Annotated in this window: 15 protein-coding genes; 8 read left to right on the forward strand and 7 right to left on the reverse strand. The window is 61.3% G+C overall.

Annotation, left to right across the window (positions count from 1 at the left end):
- Nucleotides 1–5: 5 nt before the first annotated feature.
- The 4 genes from SynA1560_RS05770 to SynA1560_RS05785 all read right to left on the reverse strand — a co-directional run bounded on the left by SynA1560_RS05770 (nucleotide 6) and on the right by SynA1560_RS05785 (nucleotide 2,816).
- On the reverse strand, nucleotides 6–1,628 hold the full coding sequence (locus SynA1560_RS05770) for a CocE/NonD family hydrolase (protein WP_186501385.1): 1,623 nt from the start codon (nucleotides 1,626–1,628) through the stop codon (nucleotides 6–8).
- Entirely contained in the window at nucleotides 1,618–1,905 is a 288-nt protein-coding gene (locus SynA1560_RS05775) for a hypothetical protein (protein ID WP_186470670.1), read from the reverse strand. The genes SynA1560_RS05770 and SynA1560_RS05775 overlap by 11 nt, the downstream gene beginning before the upstream one ends.
- 66 nt (nucleotides 1,906–1,971) lie before the next feature.
- Nucleotides 1,972–2,376 (reverse strand): DUF4332 domain-containing protein, encoded by a 405-nt coding sequence (locus SynA1560_RS05780; RefSeq protein WP_186501386.1) that lies wholly within the window; start codon nucleotides 2,374–2,376, stop codon nucleotides 1,972–1,974.
- Entirely contained in the window at nucleotides 2,373–2,816 is a 444-nt protein-coding gene (locus tag SynA1560_RS05785; RefSeq protein WP_186471051.1) for a Ycf51 family protein, read from the reverse strand. Before SynA1560_RS05785 ends, SynA1560_RS05780 begins: the two co-directional genes overlap by 4 nt.
- 64 nt (nucleotides 2,817–2,880) lie before the next feature.
- Here SynA1560_RS05785 and SynA1560_RS05790 point away from each other — a divergent pair, with 64 nt between their 5' ends.
- From SynA1560_RS05790 to SynA1560_RS05825, 8 genes are all read left to right on the forward strand, one after another.
- Nucleotides 2,881–7,314, forward strand: a complete 4,434-nt coding sequence (locus SynA1560_RS05790; RefSeq protein WP_186501387.1) for a translocation/assembly module TamB domain-containing protein — start codon at nucleotides 2,881–2,883, stop codon at nucleotides 7,312–7,314.
- A gap of 3 nt (nucleotides 7,315–7,317) precedes the next feature.
- Nucleotides 7,318–8,232: an ROK family protein gene (locus SynA1560_RS05795; protein ID WP_186501388.1), complete on the forward strand. Its 915-nt coding sequence runs from the start codon at nucleotides 7,318–7,320 to the stop codon at nucleotides 8,230–8,232.
- Nucleotides 8,233–8,252: 20 nt separating this feature from the next.
- Complete coding sequence (locus tag SynA1560_RS05800; protein WP_186501389.1) at nucleotides 8,253–9,566, forward strand: glutamate-5-semialdehyde dehydrogenase; 1,314 nt, start codon at nucleotides 8,253–8,255, stop codon at nucleotides 9,564–9,566.
- Nucleotides 9,563–9,940, forward strand: coding sequence for a dihydroneopterin aldolase (gene folB, locus SynA1560_RS05805; RefSeq protein WP_186470675.1), 378 nt, complete (start codon nucleotides 9,563–9,565; stop codon nucleotides 9,938–9,940). The genes SynA1560_RS05800 and folB overlap by 4 nt, the downstream gene beginning before the upstream one ends.
- 1 nt (nucleotide 9,941) lies before the next feature.
- Complete coding sequence (locus SynA1560_RS05810; RefSeq protein ID WP_186501390.1) at nucleotides 9,942–10,556, forward strand: triacylglycerol lipase; 615 nt, start codon at nucleotides 9,942–9,944, stop codon at nucleotides 10,554–10,556.
- A gap of 69 nt (nucleotides 10,557–10,625) precedes the next feature.
- Nucleotides 10,626–11,309, forward strand: coding sequence for a DUF6629 family protein (locus tag SynA1560_RS05815; RefSeq protein WP_186501591.1), 684 nt, complete (start codon nucleotides 10,626–10,628; stop codon nucleotides 11,307–11,309).
- Nucleotides 11,310–11,314: 5 nt separating this feature from the next.
- Entirely contained in the window at nucleotides 11,315–11,866 is a 552-nt protein-coding gene (locus SynA1560_RS05820; protein ID WP_186501391.1) for a hypothetical protein, read from the forward strand.
- A complete protein-coding gene (locus tag SynA1560_RS05825; protein ID WP_186470678.1) occupies nucleotides 11,863–13,002 on the forward strand; it encodes an alpha/beta hydrolase in 1,140 nt (379 codons plus the stop codon). Before SynA1560_RS05820 ends, SynA1560_RS05825 begins: the two co-directional genes overlap by 4 nt.
- Here the strand turns inward: SynA1560_RS05825 and SynA1560_RS05830 are convergent.
- Genes SynA1560_RS05830 through SynA1560_RS05840 form a run of 3 tightly spaced genes read right to left on the reverse strand, consistent with a single transcriptional unit; the run spans nucleotide 12,974 to nucleotide 18,160 of the window.
- Nucleotides 12,974–14,446 (reverse strand): ArgR family transcriptional regulator, encoded by a 1,473-nt coding sequence (locus SynA1560_RS05830; RefSeq protein ID WP_186501392.1) that lies wholly within the window; start codon nucleotides 14,444–14,446, stop codon nucleotides 12,974–12,976. The two genes, SynA1560_RS05825 and SynA1560_RS05830, sit on opposite strands and share 29 nt — an antisense overlap.
- A 19-nt stretch (nucleotides 14,447–14,465) precedes the next feature.
- Nucleotides 14,466–16,583 carry a M3 family metallopeptidase gene (locus SynA1560_RS05835; RefSeq protein ID WP_186501393.1) on the reverse strand — a complete coding sequence of 706 codons (2,118 nt, stop codon included), beginning with the start codon at nucleotides 16,581–16,583 and terminating at the stop codon, nucleotides 14,466–14,468.
- A gap of 5 nt (nucleotides 16,584–16,588) precedes the next feature.
- Nucleotides 16,589–18,160 carry an NAD(P)H-quinone oxidoreductase subunit 4 gene (locus SynA1560_RS05840; RefSeq protein ID WP_186470681.1) on the reverse strand — a complete coding sequence of 524 codons (1,572 nt, stop codon included), beginning with the start codon at nucleotides 18,158–18,160 and terminating at the stop codon, nucleotides 16,589–16,591.
- Nucleotides 18,161–18,219 lie beyond the last annotated feature (59 nt).

An 18,219-nucleotide genomic window follows, 5' to 3' on the forward strand; every position in this document is an offset into this window, starting at 1 on the left:
CGCCGCTAGTCTGCCGGAGTCCGACCGGTCTGGGGCAACAGCAGCGGCAGCATCTGCAAGTGCGCTGTGTCCAGCTGCAACTCGATGCTGATCACGCGGCAGTCGGCAGTGGGTGCGCCGCAAGGAGCGTGTGGATGACCGGGATTCACGGCAATCGCCGGCCAGGCGGCCCCTGCAATGGATAGACGCAGGCGGTCACCAGGGTTCAAGCTGGCATGCAGCGCCTGCAATTCCAGCGTCAGGGTCCGGGGATGGAGGGCGTTCTGACCGATGATTCGTAAAACACCTGTGCTCAGCTGCTGAACAGACTCGGAGCCAGCGGGCAATCGTGAAAGGGCCACGCACAGATCAAAGCCGGGTTGATCGGCAAAGCCGACCAGCTGCAACATCGGCCTGCCGCTCAGTTGGAGGCTTTGACCGAGCGGAGCACTGGTGAATAGCGCCACATCGCTTCGCTGATCAACAGATGCCCGATCGACAGGGCCTGCGGTCGGACTCAGGTGGCCACCGATCGCCGGGACGGGCCGCCAGGGGTCATGGACGATCACGACCTTGCCACTGCCGTTGGCTCCATTGCTGATCAACGATCCCTCGCTGGGGTCATGGCAGGCCAGGCCTGCGCTTCGGAAGGTCCAGCGAGGATTACCCGCATTGGGCTGGTCGGCTGGATTGGTGGTGTGGAAGGACTGCCAGCAGGCGCTGGTCTGGTCCCAGAGGTGCACACCGGTGGCGGCGCTGCCCTCACCGGCAGTCGTTGAGGGGTGATCCTGCAAGTGATGCTGGAAAAAGCTCAACAGAAGGCTGCTGCTTTGCGGCCACCACTGGAGATGAGTGGCTGGACCGATGTGCAGATCCGGTTGGCCGCCCACGGCGCGGGACCGTTCCGCCAGATCCAGCAAGCCGCGCAAATGCGGATCCCACCAGCCGCCGAGCAGCAGCATGGGTGTCTGCAACCAGCGCTCAGGCACGGAATGCTGGATCCAAGCCGACGCATCGTGCGCTGACTGATGCAACCAGCGCACGGCCATGCCATGCGGGTCGTGCTGTTCCAAAAGGCGCAGGCCGTCCCGCAGGTAGCTGCCGTCCTCCAGGCTGCGGCGGATCTCCTCCCAGTGCGCCTGGTCGCCACGGCGATGCGCCTGCAGGGCCGCCAGTTGCAGCCCCCATCCCAACCCCAGATGCCACCAGTGCGCCTCCCCCTCGCAGCTCCAGTGGTTGCGTTCATCCAGGCCACACATCGCCGGTGCCATGCAGTCCGGTGGTGGACAGTCCTCCGGTGCCAGCAACTGGGTGAGACCTTGATAGGAAAAGCCATAGAGGCCAATTCGACCGTTGACCTCCGGCAGTGCACGCAACCAGGTGAGCGTGTCGGCGGTGTCACTCGCTTCCTGCGAGAAGCCAACGAAGGATCCCTGCGAATCGCCTTGGCCGCGCACGTCCTGAACGACCACCAGAAACCCATGCCGGCACCACCACTGGGGATGGGGAAGGGTGACGGTGGAGGCGATGGCCCGGCCATAGGGCTGACGCATCAGCAGGGTTGGCCAAGGGCCATCACCCTGAGGGCGCCAAAGCCTGGACACGAGGGTCGTGCCGTCTTGGGTCGTCAGATTCGCGTCAGCGAACATCCGGACAATTGATGCCGATGGCGTAAGTCACCACAATTTCAGCATCGGTGTTGCTGAGGTTGCGCTGACCGGCCACCAAGGCGATCGATTCAGGAGAAAGGGCGGACTCGCCTCGCGCATTGAACGACATGAACTGCTGGCACAGCGCTCGTGCCTCGCTGGGGTTGCGCTTGACGCTTTCCAGCAAAGACGACTGTGCTTGCGTCGGCGTGCTGAGGGTGAGCAGGGATGCAACCGCTGTCAGGGCCGCTAGCCACAGGTTGTGGAGGGAGCGCATCGGGAACCTCCGTCCGAAACTATCCTCATTTGAAACTGATGAGACGGCCTTGGCCGTGGTTGGCGGTCAGTTCGTGTTTTGCCTGTCTTGCGCAAGACGGATCCAGCGCCGCGCGACAGCCAGGTCGACCACCGGAGGCCGGCCGCTCCGCAGCTGCCGCTCCAGCCGTCCCGTGCGGTTGACCACGTCCTGAGGGCTGGACCCTGCGATGGCTGCCACTGTGGCCAGCCCGGCATGCATCAACAGAGCGGCGTCGGCGGGGGCTAGGTCGAGGGCACAGACCAAATCGGCCATGCCTTTCACACGCTTGAGGTTGCGGGCTGTCGCTCGCCCCGAGGCGGCGAGACGGCTGATCCGAACCTCATCCAGCTCGCGGACCTGTCCCCAAGTGGTCAGACCTGCTGCTTGGAGAGCATCGCGCTCATAGCGGAGGTTTTGCGGCAGGTCATGCAGCTGTTCATCCGGTTTCATCCGGCGGAGAAGCTTCGTGTGGTCTCGCCGAGAACGACTGGCTTCGACGCTCCGTCACCAGCGGGCTGCAGCTGCCGCAGGCGAACGGTCACTTCGGCGCTGCCACGACCTCCGGGACGCACGTTCTGGGCAAGTTGCTGAAGCGTTGGCTCAATCGCTTCACGTGGAAAGTCCGCGCTGGCCTGAGCCACGATCAGATCATCGCCGTTGTCGAAAACCACTGGAGCCCGGAGGGCGCCCTCGATCCTGACGGTGGGTGTGTAACTGAGGCCGAAGGCCCAGCAGCTGATCGCCAGAACGAACGTGAAGCTGGTGACCCCCACCAGGCGGAAACGCAGTCCCCATTTGGCGATGAAAGCCACCAGCGTGATCACCAAAGACACGGCACCGCCTTTGACGAGCCAGCTTGTGGCGGTTTCGAGTAGGTCCTCGAGCGGCATGGGCTGGTGTGCTTTGAGTGTGGTCTTTATATTGCGTCGACCTCGGGCTTGTTGACGGGCAGCGATGCGTCGAGGCGGAATCGTCACGCAGAGACAGAAGCTTCTTCTTTCCCTTCTGGGAGGAAGCCTGATTGGAGGTGGGACGCTCTGGCTCGTGGCCGATCGGGTGATCGCCACGCAATTCCAACGTCTTCGCCCCCTTCTCGAAACGCGGGTGTCCGAACCGCTTGGCCACCCGGTCAGCCTCGGTCGCTATCGGGGACTGGGTCTACAGGGCATCAGTTTCGGTCCCATTGCAGTGGAAGCGGGATCTGCCGATCAATCCACCGCAGCCATCGAGCGCCTGAGCATCGGCTTCAACCCGCTGAAGAGCCTGTTGCGGCTGCGTCCGGTCCTCCCCGTCAGGGTTCAGGGCGTTCAGCTGGAATTGCAGCGCAATGCTCAAGGGGCTTATTGGGTCCCTGGTCCCCTGCCGCAGGGAGGATCCCCACCGCGTCTTGATCTGCAAGTGCGCTTGGTTGATCCGGCCAGGATTCGACTTGCACCAGGCGACTTAACGGTCTCCGCGGCTGGCTGGAGTGGCATCCAGCTGGATGAGAGTCGTGCAAAGGGGTCTTTTCAGCTCATGCTTCCCGATCGAGGCAGGGTGATGGTTCGGGGAGAGGGGCGCTGGGATCAACCCGAAGTGGAACTCAGCACGCGGGTGGAACGTCTGCAGCTTGGCCTCTATCAAAGCCTGCTGCCTGACAATTTCCCAGCGCAGTTCAAGGGACAGCTTGGTGGCCAGGTGCGCGTCGCCTGGCGCGATGGCCGCGCCCACTGCGAAGGCGGACTCTCGCTGGTGGATGTGACGTTCAGCGGTGAACCCCTGGACCATGCCCTCCAGTCCCCGCAACTGCGCCTCAGTTGCCTTGGTGATCAGCTCTCAGTGCCCACAAGCCGTTGGGTCTACGGGCCCTACCAAGCCCGTTTTGGTGGCAGCGTGCGTCTCAACCGCTCCTTTGATCTGAAGGGGGCATTGGAGGAGCCCAATCAAGATCGCCGCTTGGCCTTTCAGCTCAACGGCGCTTGGCATCAGCCCCGTGTTCGCGTAGATGGCCGCTGGGCTTTGCCGTCATCGATCCCGCTGGATGGCCCGTTGCAGCTCGGTGCTGAGCTCCAGGCCGACTGGCGTGAGGGGCCGCGATGGACGGCCACGCTCGATCAATTTGACCTCAGGGCTCCCGGACTCGTGGTGGAGGCCAAGGGTGCGTTGCATCCTCGGCTAAACGTCAGCACCCAGCAGCTTCAGTTGGCGGGTCCAGCCTGGAAACGCCTGCCTCTGGTGCCCAAGCTCCTAGGAACAACGGCTCCTGTGTCCGGTGCCTTGACCCTGCAAGGTCAAAGCGTCCAACCCGAAGTGGCACTCAGCCTGCGGCAGACCAGTAATCCACTGCTTCAGGACTGGTCGCTCAAGAGTGGATGGACGGCTCAATCCGGTCTGCTGCGTCTGGAGCAATGGCGCAGCCCCGAACTGAATGCCGAGGCACAGCTTCCCCTGGTTTTGGCCAACGGTGGAATCAAGACCGGAGATTTGAAAGCGTCTCTGCAGCTGGAGGCCTACCCACTGGAGCGGATTGGTCCTCTGCTGGGGACCGTGATGGATGGCACGTTCAGTGCTTCCGGAGAGATCAGTGGTCCCCTCGATGCCTTGCGCCCGGATCTGCAGATCGCTGTGGTTCATCCACGCGCCGGTGCACTGCGCTTGATGGAGGACTGGAGCGGTCGGTTTGAGGGCCAATCCGGTGGCGGTGGCGTGTTGTCCATGGCCTCAGTCGGTTCTGTCATTCCAGGAGGGTTGGACGCTCAGTTCGGTTCTGACTGGCTTCCCGCTGACGTGCGGCTTCGCCGCCGCAACGGTGAGCTGCGCTTGCAAGGCACACCGGCGGACTACCGCTGGACAGCGACCAACTTCGCTGTGGATGGTTTGGAGCTGGCGTTGCCGCCCAGGCAGCGTTGGGAAGGCGTTTATGGCTTGCTGAGTGGCCAGGGCTCGCTGGGATTGCAGCCCCTGGCAATGGAGGCAGATCTCACGCTCAGTCGTCCAGGCCTGATGGGTGTGCAACTGCAGCAGATCCTCCTGAGCGGTCGCTACATCAATCGTCGCTACAGCCTGACCGGTGAACTGCTGCCTCCCGATACGGGACAGATCACGCTGGAGGGTGAAGGCCGCATTGGCGGAGCTGTTCAGGCGCAGACCGTTGCTCGGGGTGTTAGTGCCCGCTGGCTTAGCAATAGTGCGCTCAGCTTGCTGCAGCTCAATCAAGATCTGCCTCTCGTGAAAGGCACTGCGGCGGATCTAGGGACGCTTCTCGTGAACACTTTCGGCGGCACGCTGGATGGTCAGCTGCGTGCCCTGCGAGATGCGCGTGAAGCACTGCTCAAGGCCAAGACCGACTATCGCGACATCGAGCCCTTCCATCTCGAGGATCTCAGGGGTCAGTTGGACGCGGTCATTGATCTCCAGGGTCCTGAGATTGCAGATCTCAACCTTGATCTCAAGGCTCGGGGGCATCTCTGGATCGAGGGAGACGACGCGGACTATGCCTTGCAGGTCAAGCCGTTCACGGCCCGTCTTGAAGGCCCTCTGGTGGGTGGCGAGGGCCGGTTTTCGCTGGCGCATTTGCCCTTTGCACTAATGGGGCTGGTCGCACCAATGCCCGCGGCGCTTCAGGGTGCTCTCGGCCTGCGTGGCGCCTACCGGCTCAACGGTGCCAATTCGGAGATCACCAGTGAGCTTGTGCTCGAGGACGCCAAGGTTGGGGCCTACCCGATTGAATTCCAAAGCAGCCAGGTGCTGCTGAAAGATCAGGCCCTCACGCTGGATCTGTCTCTTACATCCCAGTCATCGTCCGAGCCGGTGACGGTGACTGGTCGCATTCCGTTGATCGCGGATCAGCCCCTTGATCTGCGGATTGTCAGCTTGGGTGATGGGCTGCGCTTCCTGACAGGTCTGACCAACGATGTGGTCACCTGGAACGAAGGGGAAGTGGATCTGCGCCTGTTGCTGGGCGGCACGCTCGGATCGCCCGAGGCCAATGGTTATGTGGTGATCAAGGACGGCGCTTTTGAGGCCCAGGGGCAGACCATCTCCAAGGTCAATGGCTCCATCCTGTTTGATTTCGACCGCCTTGAGGTGCAGTCGCTCACCGGTTGGTTCGCGTCAGGCGGTCAGCTCATTGGCAGTGGTGCACTGTCGCTGTTGAAACCAGCGTTGGAGCCAGAGCCGTTACGCCTCCAGCTGGACAAGGCCAGAATCAAGGTGCCGGTGGCTGATGTGGAAGTCGGTGCTGACCTGATCGTGACGGGTGCTCTGGTGAACCCCCAGATAGGGGGCCAGTTGGACATCAGCAACGGTGCGATCAAGCCGCGTCGCACCAAGGTGACCCGTGATCCCTCCGCATCGGATCAGGATCAACCGCCAGCAAAGACCGCCGAGGCTGGAGGTGAGGCAACGGCCACCACCGTGGAAGCGTTGCTGGAAGAGCAATGGAATTTCAATGAGCCTTTGGTCTTGCAGGGCGCTGAAGTCGAAGCGGACACCAGCCGTTCGATCAAGGCCGCGATGCCCAAGCTTCCTTTCATTGGATTCCGCGATCTGCGCGTGTCCTTCGGTCCCAAGTTGCGGGTGGAAGTCCCCTTCTTTGCCACGTTCAAGACCCGAGGTCTGCTGACGGTGAACGGGGCTTTCGATCCCAACCTGGAATTGCGCGGGGTGGTGCAGCTTTTGTCCGGACGGGTGTCGATGTTCACGACCACCTTCACCCTCGATCCTCGGGCCTCCAACGTGGCGGTGTTTACGCCATCCATGGGCTTAATCCCTTACGTGGATGTCGCCATGACCACGCGGGTGTCAGACAACGTCACGCTTCCGGTGGAGAACGATGCCTTCTCCACCACAGTGTTTGATTCCAACGGGCTGGGAAATCTGGGCGCGGGCGGACAACTGCGGCTGATCAAGGTGCTGCTGTTAGCGACTGGACCTGCCGATCGCTTAGCGCAGAACATTCAGCTGCGCAGCACACCGGCTCTCTCTCAGCCCCAATTGATGGCCCTGATTGGTGGTAACTCTCTGGCTGGATTGTCGGGTGCCGGTGCTGGGACGGCGATTGCAGCCGTTCTTGGCCAATCGCTGCTGTCGCCGGTGTTGGGCACACTCACGGATGCCTTCAGCCAGCGGCTGCAATTCGCTCTTTATCCCACCTACGTGACGCCAGTGGTTCAAAGTGAATCCGAGCGCATCTCGGGTCAGGTGCCTCCACAGCTGGCGCTGGTTACCGATATCGGCGTTGCTGTAACGGACCGCTTTGATTTCTCGGTTCTGGCGGCCCCCAATCGCAATGACATTCCTCCTCAGGGCACCCTGACGTACCAGATCAATTCCAATCTCAGTGCATCCGGGTCCGTGGATACCCAGGGCACCTGGCAAAGCCAACTTCAGTTGTTCTTCCGGTTCTGAGTCATGCCAGACCCTTGTGTGCTTGGGGTTGATCTGGGCGGGACGGCCATCAAGCTCGGACTGTTCAGTCTGGGCGGCGACCTGCTGGCGGAACATCAACTCCCGACCCCGCAACCGGCCACTCCGGGGGCAGTCTGCATGGCGATCGTTGAGGCCATTGGAGTTCTCGATCCCGATGGCCGCGCGTCGGCGGTGGGGATCGGCTTGCCGGGACCGATGGATGCCGAGGCCCGCATCGCCCGTGTGTGCATCAACCTGCCCGGCTGGGAGGAGGTGCCCTTAGCGGCTTGGTTGGAACCCCGCCTCAACCGCCGCGTCACCCTCGCCAATGACGGCAACTGTGCGCTCGTGGGTGAAGCCTGGAAAGGAGCTGCCAGCGGCTTTGATGACGTGGTGCTGCTGACCCTCGGCACTGGTGTCGGAGGTGGAGTGATGCTCTCCGGCGCCTTGTTCACAGGCCATCACGGTGCTGCGGCCGAGCCTGGTTTGATCACGCTGTTCCCAGAAGGACCCGCGTGCAACAGCGGGAATCGCGGCTCTCTGGAGCAATACGCCAGCATCACGGGTCTGCAACGTCTTGGCGCCGACGACCCCGCCGCACTGGCCGCGGCTGCATCCGGTGGGGATCAAGAGGCCCTGGCGATCTGGGATCGCTACGGGGAGCTGCTCGGGACTGGGATCAGTTCCTTGGTGTACGTGTTCACCCCCCAGTTAGTGCTGCTGGGCGGTGGCCTTGCCGGGGCGAGTGCTCATTTCCTGCCTGCCGTGCAGCGTGAGGTGACGTCCCGGGTTCAAGCCATCAGTCGTGAGGGGCTTCAGATCAAGGCGTGTGCCTTAGGCAATGGAGCTGGACGTCTGGGTGCGGCTCGCCTGGCGGTTCAGCGCTTGCTTTCATCTGCGCCACCCCAAGCGGGATGATGGTGCGTCGTCGCTGATCCATGCCCGTGCAGGCCGTTCCAGAACCCTCCCCGGAGCTTCTGTCGTTAGCGGTTGGATTGCGCCGGGCCGCGACTGACCTAGGCCAGACCAGTGATCAGCAGCGCCGTGACGCTTTGCTGGCCATGGCTCAGTCCCTCCAATCCCATGCAGAGGCAATCGTTGCGGCCAATCTTGAGGATCGTCAGAGAGCGGAGCAGAACGGCTTGGCGCCGGCCTTACTGGCGCGTCTGAAACTCGATGGCGCCAAGCTGGATGGGGCGATCGCCGGTGTGCGTCAGCTGGCGGAGTTGCCGGACCCCCTTGGCCAGCGTCAGTTGCATCGTGAGCTGGATGAAGGGCTGGTGCTCGAGCGTGTGAGTGTGGCTCTCGGGGTTGTGGGTGTGATCTTCGAGGCACGCCCTGATGCTGTGATCCAGATCGCTTCATTGGCGATCCGATCTGGCAACGGCGCGATTCTCAAAGGTGGTCGGGAAGCCGAGTCCACGAACAAGGCAGTAATGATCGCCCTTCAGGACGGGCTCAAGGCAACCACCGTGTCGCCCGATGCACTCGCGCTGCTCACCACCCGAGAAGACAGCCTGGCGCTACTGCGGCTCGATGGGTTGGTGGATTTGATCATTCCCCGCGGCAGCAATGAGTTGGTGCGCTTCATTCAGGACAACACCCGCATCCCCGTGTTGGGCCATGCGGATGGGGTCTGTCACCTCTACGTCGATGCCGAGGCGGATCCCGATCAGGCGGTGACGATTGCAATCGACAGCAAGACGCAGTATCCCGCTGCTTGCAATGCGATCGAGACATTGCTGGTGCACAACGCCATCGCTGCTTCGTTTCTGGACAAGGCCATTCCCGTTTTCCAGGCCAAGGGTGTGCGCCTGCTCGGCGACCCTGCGGCCTGCAGTCTCGGCATCGAGGACGTGGCGACCGATGCGGACTGGAGCACGGAGTATCTCGATCTGACCCTGTCGGTGCGAATCGTGGACGATCTCGAGACGGCGCTGGAGCACATTCGCCGTTATGGCTCTCGTCACACCGAAGCGATCGCCACTCGCAATCGCGCCACAGCGGAACGATTCCTGCGGGCCGTTGATAGCGCTGGTGTTTACCACAATTGTTCGACTCGTTTCGCCGATGGTTTCCGTTATGGATTCGGCGCAGAGGTGGGCATCAGCACCCAAACGTTGCCTCCCCGTGGTCCGGTGGGACTCGAGGGTCTGGTGACCTATCGCTATCGCCTGCGTGGTGATGGGCATATCGCCGCCGACTATGCCTCCGGTGATCGACAGTTCATACATCGGGATCTGCCGGCATGACCCTGCAACCGTTGGATGTGATTCGGGTCGATGATCTGCGTCTCTGGGCCCATGTCGGCGTGCTCGATCATGAGCGTCGCGATGGTCAATGGTTTCGCGTTGATCTGGCTCTGCATCTGGATGTGAGCCAGGCGGCGTTGGCCGATTCGCTGGAGGCCACTGCCGATTACAGCCGGGCAGTGCAGGCCCTTCAGACCCTGGCCTCTGAGATTCGATGCCAGACGATTGAACATTTCAGTGAACGCATGTTCGAGGTGCTCGAACAGCTTTATGGCTCCATTCCGATCCAGTTGCGTCTCTGCAAGTGCCATCCCCCCATCCCTGGATTCGCCGGTACGGTGAGCCTCGAACGCTGGCGCCGTCAACCGTCTTGAGATGACCTCCTCGGTGCCGTCAGCCACTAGGCGTCCGTTGGTTCTTGTGCATGGGCTGTGGGATACCCCGCGGCTGTTCCGCCGTTTGGAGCGGCAGCTCGAAGCCCATCACATTCCATTGTTGGTGCCGCACCTGCCCCATCGCCTTGGCGCGGTGCCCTTGTGCAACCTGGCGGAACAGCTTGATGGGCACATTCGTCGTCAATTCGGCGAGGAGCAGACCATTGACCTGTTGGGCTTTTCAATGGGTGGTGTCATCTCCAGAATTTGGCTTCAGCAGCTGGGTGGTGCCCATCGCACCCATCGCTTCATCAGCGTCGGTAGTCCGCAGCGCGGCACAGTCACAGCGCAATGGATCCCTCCCTGGCTGTTTGCCGGGCTGGCTGACATGAAGCGGGGCAGTCCCTTGCTGCGGCGGCTGAATGACGATGTCGCCTCGCTCCGCCAGGTCGACTGTCTCAGCTATTTCTGTCGCTGGGACCTCATGGTGGTGCCGGGCTGGCAAGCTCATCTGCCGGTGGGGGCCGTGCACAGTATTTCTGTGCTGACGCACCAACAGCTGGTCAGTGATTCGCGTGCGCTTGATCGTTTAGAGCAAGCACTTCTGCGTGACTGATTGGTTGCTTCGGCGGTGACAGATTGTGTTCCAATGGTCACAATCTGGGGGTTCCATCCAGAGCCGCGTATGTGTTTTTCGGCCTCGGCAAGTTTCACAGCATCAGCTGTGCTGATGCCTCTCGGGTTGTATTCAAACCATCTGGCCAGTCGCCATGAGCGGCCGGATTACAAACCATTGGCCTTGGTGCCCTTTTTTTTTGGTGTGCAGCAGTTTGTCGAAGGATTGGAGTGGACGGCCATTGATAACGGCGGATTGGAGCCTCTTGGAACCATTGCTGCGAAGGGCTTTTTGTTCTTCGCCTATTGCTTCTGGATGATCTGGATTCCATGGAGTGCCTGGTCGATCAGTCGAAGTACCGACTCCAAAGGACTGCAACGGCGGCTCAAATGGGTGGCGATTGTGGCCACGGCGCTAGGGATCGGGTTTTACATCCCCGTGCTGTTTCAGGCCGATCTTGTGCAACCCGCCATCGAATCCGGTCGCATTCATTATCAAGTGGATACCGCTTGGCACAACTTTGTGAACACCGAACCCGTCGGGCAACTCGCGTACTGGGGGTTCATTGTGCTGCCACTGGTTGCATTGAGTGACCGCGCGGTCAAGTTGTTCGGCGTCCTTATCTTTGTGTCGATTTTTCTCACCTGGCTTACCTACAGCATCGCCTTCAATTCCGTGTGGTGTTTTTACTGCGCCGTGCTGTCGATCATGGTGATCTGGATCGTGAATCGTCCCCATCTCCGTCAGGCCTGAAGCCGATGGCTGAGCAGCTGGTGGCATCGCTGGAATCCATGGGTCAGCTTCTGCTGGCCATGGATACCGGCGTCGGTCTGTTGATTGGCGTGGGCCTGTCGATGTCGGCGTCGCATCTCTTCTCGTTGCTTGCCAATCGGCTCACGCCAACTCAGATCTTGCTGCATATGGCGGTGGACGGACTGGTGCTGAGCCTGGCGTTTCTGTTGGGAATTCTTTGCCACAGCCTGATGCTGATGCTGCTGGAGGGCGTCCCCCTTCAGCCGATCACCTTTGCCAACCGTATGGGGGCAGCCCTCTGGCCTGGGCTGTTTTATGTCCTGGCGGCGGCTCCTTACGTGAGTGATCTGATTGCGGTCAGCCTGCTGGTCTGGATACACCTCAATGTGCTGGTGTTGCTGCAGGCCGTTTACGGCATTCCACTTCTGACCGGTTTGGTGGTGGCCACTCCTGGCTTTGTGGTCGCCTTGCTGTTGGTCGGGCTGTTGTTTGCTCAGCGCTGGCGCACCAGCTACGACATGCTCGCCCGCGAAGTGGCAGACCTGACCCAGCCATGACTGCTTCGTCCTCCACGTCGTCCGCGACGGTTCAGTCGTCTGCAGTGCAGCACCAGCGGAGGCGCCTCCGTCATGGTCGTCGCTGGCTGGTGGTGGCGTTGGTGTGTGTGGCGATGCTCGGCTTGCTCGGGTTGACGGCCGTACGTCGGGATGCGTCCTCCCTGCTGGCACCGGAATCACTGCTTGAACTGCTGACCTGGTTCGGTTCGGTTGTGGTGATCGTGACCGCCCTTGTTGGTGTGTATTCGGTGATGGTGGATTTCGTGTTTTGGGAAGGCTGGATGCATGGTCTTCCCGATCCCAGTCGCTTGTTTGCCGCAGAAGATGGGGCGCAAGGTGGCCATCGTCATTACCTGGTGTATCTCGATGGCATTCATCAGAGTGAAGAAAGTCATCCTCCGCGCGTGAGCGAATTTCTGGGATGTCTGGATGACGCCATCCCCGCCGACACGCTTCTGGTGAAAGGCATTGAGGCCTACACCATCACCAATGCAGGACTGCGCTCGACAACCCTTGGGGGTTGGTTCTGGCAGCGTCTCTTTGCTTTTCAGGAACAGCATCCCAATGGTTTGATCCGCTTCATCTGCGCTTTCTGTGTTCAGGCCAACAATGTGATCAAGGTCGGCATCTCGTCGGATCGTCGTTACGGTCCCGTGATGAATTACGAGCTCGCGTTGAAGATCGCGCGCCGTCTGGAATCGGTGGGATTTCAGCCCAGCAGCGCCGCTCGCATCGTTCTCGTGGGGTACAGCGGGGGTGGTGAGATGGCCATCGGTACGGCGGAGATTCTTCAGCAGCTTTGCCGCGTGCCCGTGCAAGTGATCACCGTTTGTGGAGTGTTCAGTGGAAACGGCGCTCTGGAAACAATCCGGGATGTGGCCATGGTGGTGGGTAGTCGGGATCCCGTGGCGGCGCTGGGTCGGATCGCATACCCCGGCCGCCTGTCGCTGCTTCTACTTTCCAACTGGAATCGTTGGCAGCGGAAGAATCCTTTGCATCGCTATCCGATTGAGGGGATGAGTCACAACGGGGCCTCAGGACCCTTTTCGGTGGCTTACCGCGGTGAAGTGGTGAAAGCCATCTGCCGGGAACTGGAGCGATCAGACCTCACGTCATCCTCGACGTCTCCCCATTGAGGGCTCGCACGAGTGCGAATGGACTGTGGCGGGGCTGGCTGAGCCGCAGCCTGCGCTGTGCATCGGAGCGTGAGGCGTTGGAGTGGAAGAGATCTTGGGGCAGCTGCTCGAGGCTGTTGCGGTAGCGACCCACGCAATGCTCTGGTGCCTGAAGGCCTGCATCAAGCAGCTGCTGGAGCTGGTGCAGCAGTCGCTGCCGCCAGAGGTCGCCGAGGGTGAGAGGAAACAAGCTGGTGGTTCCGGTGATGGCCAGTTCCACCAAAGCGGTGGAGTCAATGCAGAAGCCCAGTGCTCCGTAGCCCCCCCCATGAAGATCACTCAACTGAGCTTCGCTGTTGTGCACGGCTCCCATGAGTTCGCAGAGATCGAGGGCCTCTTCTAGTGATTGGTCGTGCAGTTCACCCGTTGGATAGGCCACGGTGCCGTTGTTCCGATCGTTCTGCCAAGGGCGATGTTGATCATTCAGCGCGGCCCAGCCATTGAGTCCCTCAGTCCCCTGGTAGTACTGCAACAGCACGGTGTCAGCCTCCGGGCTCGGAGGCTTTAGCTCCATTTCCAGAGAGCAGTGGGGGAGAAGTGCTCTGATCTCCTCCCCATCCGCATCAAGAAGTCCGGTCCGATAGGGCACGGCCAAAGGAACCTGCTGCCAATGATCACTGTTGTGCGTGCTGGCACCGAGCCCGAAGCTGGCCACGCTGGCTCGGATTCGGCCGCGGCACTGCCATCCACGGGCTCGAAGTTGTTGGAGCAGGGCGCGTCCACTGCTTATCCCGCAAAACTGAAAGGGTGTGGATCCGCCGGGCATCGATGGCAGTCGGTTGCTGCCAAGAGCGTTCAGCACCTGGGCCATCACCCGGTTGCGCTGCCTCGCACGCTCGGATTGGAGCGAGGAAAGCCCTTCGTTGCGCCAGCAGAGCGTGTTCCCGAGGGCACTGATCTTGGTGAGAGTGCCGCTGGGTTTTGATGTCTCCACCGGTCCCGCGAGATCCGTTGCCACGATTGTTTCGAGCTCGTCCAGGCTTTCGGGCAGCGGCACGGTGCGGTGGTCGTTGAGTGCCACCTGTCGCTCACTCCATCGATCGATGGCGCGACGTTGTTGGCGCTTTGGTGATTTGGGCAGCAGATGTTGCAGGTCATCCGCCAGCGTGGCGAGAAGCAAGGGACTGATCAGGCCTGTTTCCAGCAGCCCGCCGATCGTGCGCAAATGGTCTGGCAAGTTGGCCTGCCGCAGCTTCCAACGACGCGGAAGCATTAGCAGCAAGGGGATCAACTGTTGATGGTGGAGATCGCTGAGAAGGTCCTTGAGGAAGGCATCACGATTGATGCCGCGGCGCAAGCTGCTTAGCTCAAGCGCCTGGTCGAAGGCCAGTAGAGGTGCAAGATCTGTTCCGTCCTCGACGCGATGGCCCCATTCGGGGCTGAGCCTGAGCGGGTCATCTGCCATGGCTCAGGCCTCGGACTGATCAGGCCGTGGCTTGAGCCAGGCCGGTGTGACGAATGAGGGCTTCACTGGTGGCGTCGCGTCCGCGGAATTGGCGGTACACCTCGGCGGGTTTGAGACTGCCGCCCAGGCTGAGGATCGTGTTGCGGAACCGTTCGCCTGTGGCGGCGATTGCATCGTCTTGTTCAAGACCCACCTCTTCGAAGGCGGCGAAAGCATCGGCGCTGAGCACTTCCGCCCACTTGTAGGAGTAATAGCCAGCGGCATATCCCCCGGCAAAGATGTGGCCAAAGGCGCAGAGGAAATGATCCTCAGCAACCGGAGCCAGCACTGTGGTGGAGTCGGCGATCTGACGACGGAAGCCATCTGGGCTCAAGCCAAGATCGGGACTCCACTGACTGTGAAGTCGCAGGTCAGTCAGGGCGAAGTGCACTTGCCGCAGGGTGCCATTCCCTTGCATGAAAGTGCGGCTACTGCAGAGTTTGCGGTAATCCGCTTCGGGGAGTGGTTCATCGGTCTGCCAGTGGCGCGCCATGCCCATGAGGGTGCTGCGGTCAAGGCACCAGTTCTCCATGAACTGGCTGGGAAGCTCCACCGCATCCCATTCGACGTTGTTGATGCCTGCGGCCTGGGGATGGTCGACGGTGGTGAGCATGTGTTGGAGCCCATGACCGAATTCATGGAAGAGGGTTTCCACTTCTTCGAAGCTCATCAGGCTGGGGGTGTCGCCCGCTGGGGGCGTCTGATTGCAAATCAGGTAAGCGACCGGAAGGACGGGCGCGCCGTTGCGGTCACGGCTGCGACTGAGGCATTCATTCATCCAGGCCCCGCCACGTTTGCTGGCGGGACGGCTGAAGGGGTCGAGGTAAAACGCGGCGAGGGGCGCATTGTCCCGATCCAACACCCGGAAAAAGCGCACGTCTTCATGCCAGACGGGGGCTTCACCATCGGCGGCCTCGATGCGAATCCCGAACAGGCGTTCGCACAGTCCAAACAGACCGTCGAGCACGCGGGGAAGCGGAAACCAGGGCCGGAGGGCCTCCTGATCGAGGTCGAAGCGCTCCCGCCGCAGCTGTTCGGCCCAGTGGCTGACATCCCAAGGAGCGAGGTCGTCCGCTTCGGCAGCGCCTCGGTTGGCAGCACAGGCTCGCAACTCGGTGAGTTCTTTCTGAGCGACTGGCATCGCTGAGCTGCGCAGCTCCTCCAGCAGTGTTTCCACGGCTGGAACGTCGTCAGCCATCTTCGAGGCCAAGCTCAGTTCAGCCCAGTTGCTGTAACCAAGACGCACAGCCTGCTCGCGTCGCAGTTGCAGGATCTCCTCGATGAGGGGAGCGTTGTCGAGATCGCCGCTGCTGGCTCGACTCACGTGGGCTTTGTAGAGCGTTTCGCGAAGTGCCCGGTCCTGCGCGTGGGTCATTACCGGCAAGTATCGGGGCATGTCCAGACCCAGGCGCCAGGGGCCATGTGCCGCGGAGGAGGCGGATCCATCGGCCGCGGTGTCGCCGGCTTCAGCCGCGGCTGCCGCCAGGATGTCGAGGGCGCGCTCGGGGACGCCACGCAGCTGATCGCGCTCGTGAATCACCAGGTTCCACTGCTGCGTTGCATCCAGCACGTGATTGCTGAAGTTGGTGGAGAGAGCGGCCAGCCGCTCGCTGGTGCGGTTGAAGGCTGCTTGCTCCTCACCCTCAAGACCAACGCCTCGATGCTGCATGGAGAGCAGTTCCGCATCCAGGATGCGCTTCTGTGTGGCATCCAGCGGTTGGGCGGGATCCGAGAGCAGGCGACTGAGGGCTTTGTGAATGATCTGGCTTTGACCTATGCGGTTGCTGAAACGAACCACTTCCGGTTGCTGGCGCGCATGGGCTTCGCGCAATTCCGGGGTGTTGCGCACGGAGGTGAGATGACTGACGACACCCCAGCTCCAGTTCAGCCGTTCGCCCAGGGTGTGCAGAGGCGACATCAAGGCGTCCCAGGTCAGCGGCGCCGGGTCGTTCAGGCGCTGTTCGAGGGTTGACTCCAGCGACTCCAGTTCCTCACTGAGTGTGGACAGGAGCGTTGGGATCTCTCGGTCGACCTGGTCCGCATCGATGGCGTCGAAGCGGGGTAGGCCTTCGCCCCGCAGCAGTTCCGAGGTGCTCATGGTGTTCAGCCGAGGGGAAGAAGGGCACGCACAGCCACAACCGTGTGGCTGGCCAGATCCGATGCAAGGGCATCGGTTGAGGCTTCATAGAGGTCCATGGCCACCCGGGGCCAGATGCCAATCACCAGGGTGGGGACGAGAAGGGTCAGACCGATGACCAATTCACGGGGGCGCATGTCCTTCACGAAGGCAAGCGCCGGAATCCTGGGACCGAAAAACACGCGACGGCTCATTGAGAGCAGATAGATCGGTGTGAGCACGAGGCCAATCGCCGCGAGAACGATGGTGGTCACCCTGAAGAAGGTGGTGAAGCTTTCCTGACTAGTGACACCAAGGAACACGGTGATCTCGCTGATGAAGCCACTCATGCCGGGCAGTGCCAGCGAGGCCAGGGAGCTCGCAAGGAAGAAGGCAAAAGTGATCGGGAGGGCTTTGGCTAAGCCGCCCATGTTGGGGATCGACAGGGTTTTGGTGCGTTCGTAGAACACGCCTGTGGTGAAGAACATCGCGGCTGCGATCAGACCGTGACTGACCATTTGGAGCATGGCGCCGCTAAGACCGAGTGCATCCACGGCTCCGATCCCCAGAAGCACGAAGCCCATGTGGCTGACAGAGCTACAAGCGATTCGGCGCTTGACGTTGTCTTGAGCGAAGGCATTCAGGGCGCCGTAGACGATGTTCACGATGCCCAGGATGATCAGAGCCGGTGCCAAGACCATGTGTGCTTCGGGCAGCATCTGCACGTTGAAGCGGAGCAGAGCGTAGCCGCCCATCTTCAACAGCACACCCGCGAGCAACATCGACACGGGCGCATTGGCTTCACCATGGGCATCGGGCAGCCAGGTGTGAAGCGGGAACATCGGCAGCTTCACGCCAAAGCCCACGAGGAAGCCCAGGTAACACAGCAAACCGAACGTTCCGCCTGGTGACCGCTGGGCCAGTTCCGTCAGGTTCAGGGTGAAACTGTCGCCTGAGAGGGCCAATGCCAGGCCACTGATCAAGATCAGTAGAGAAGCCAGGGCGGTGTAGAGGATGAATTTGGTCGCTGCGTACTGGCGGTTTTTGCCTCCCCAAATAGCAATGAGCAGATACACCGGCACCAGCTCAAGTTCCCAGGCCAGGAAGAAGAGCAGAAAATCCTGAGAGAGGAACACCAGACCCTGGGCTGATGCTTGCACCAGCAGTAGGCCGAAATACAGCCTTGATTTGCGCTCGATGTTCCAGCTGGCGGCCACGGAGAGCAGTGTCACCAGTCCACTGAGAACAACGAGAGGGGCGGACAGCCCATCGGCTCCCAACGACCACTCCAAACCGATGGCAGGCAGCCAGCTGACCCGTTCCACCAGCTGAAGTTCGCTGCTGAGTGGATCAAAGTGCTGGCTGAACACCCCCAGCATCAAGCCAAGATCCGCGAGCAAAACGCCAAAGGCGAGGTTGCGTGGGATCGGCGAGGGCTTCTCATCGTCACCGGGCAACAGCGGCATGACCAAAGCCGCTGCGACCGGTAGCAGCACGATCAGAGAAAGCCAGGGAAACCCGGAGTCGGACGCAGCCGTCAGCGGCAAGTTGGCGTCCATAACACTCCCGTAAATGTGATCGAACTTATCAGTTCCAGGGACTCGATTGGGTACTTCTA

The organism is Synechococcus sp. A15-60 (assembly GCF_014280095.1).
In the GTDB taxonomy this organism is placed as follows: Bacteria; Cyanobacteriota; Cyanobacteriia; order PCC-6307; family Cyanobiaceae; genus Synechococcus_C.

Bases quoted from the DNA above. Each gene is read 5' to 3' on its own strand.
- SynA1560_RS05830 (WP_186501392.1), bottom strand. From the start codon at position 14,446: ATGGCAGATGACCCGCTCAGGCTCAGCCCCGAATGGGGCCATCGCGTC.
- SynA1560_RS05825 (WP_186470678.1), top strand. From the start codon at position 11,863: ATGACTGCTTCGTCCTCCACGTCGTCCGCGACGGTTCAGTCGTCTGCA.
- SynA1560_RS05840 (WP_186470681.1), bottom strand. From the start codon at position 18,160: ATGGACGCCAACTTGCCGCTGACGGCTGCGTCCGACTCCGGGTTTCCC.
- SynA1560_RS05815 (WP_186501591.1), top strand. From the start codon at position 10,626: ATGTGTTTTTCGGCCTCGGCAAGTTTCACAGCATCAGCTGTGCTGATG.
- SynA1560_RS05800 (WP_186501389.1), top strand. From the start codon at position 8,253: ATGCCCGTGCAGGCCGTTCCAGAACCCTCCCCGGAGCTTCTGTCGTTA.
- SynA1560_RS05820 (WP_186501391.1), top strand. From the start codon at position 11,315: ATGGCTGAGCAGCTGGTGGCATCGCTGGAATCCATGGGTCAGCTTCTG.
- folB (WP_186470675.1), top strand. From the start codon at position 9,563: ATGACCCTGCAACCGTTGGATGTGATTCGGGTCGATGATCTGCGTCTC.
- SynA1560_RS05770 (WP_186501385.1), bottom strand. From the start codon at position 1,628: ATGTTCGCTGACGCGAATCTGACGACCCAAGACGGCACGACCCTCGTG.
- SynA1560_RS05835 (WP_186501393.1), bottom strand. From the start codon at position 16,583: ATGAGCACCTCGGAACTGCTGCGGGGCGAAGGCCTACCCCGCTTCGAC.
- SynA1560_RS05775 (WP_186470670.1), bottom strand. From the start codon at position 1,905: ATGCGCTCCCTCCACAACCTGTGGCTAGCGGCCCTGACAGCGGTTGCA.
- SynA1560_RS05780 (WP_186501386.1), bottom strand. From the start codon at position 2,376: ATGAAACCGGATGAACAGCTGCATGACCTGCCGCAAAACCTCCGCTAT.
- SynA1560_RS05785 (WP_186471051.1), bottom strand. From the start codon at position 2,816: ATGCCGCTCGAGGACCTACTCGAAACCGCCACAAGCTGGCTCGTCAAA.
- SynA1560_RS05790 (WP_186501387.1), top strand. From the start codon at position 2,881: ATGCGTCGAGGCGGAATCGTCACGCAGAGACAGAAGCTTCTTCTTTCC.
- SynA1560_RS05810 (WP_186501390.1), top strand. From the start codon at position 9,942: ATGACCTCCTCGGTGCCGTCAGCCACTAGGCGTCCGTTGGTTCTTGTG.
- SynA1560_RS05795 (WP_186501388.1), top strand. From the start codon at position 7,318: ATGCCAGACCCTTGTGTGCTTGGGGTTGATCTGGGCGGGACGGCCATC.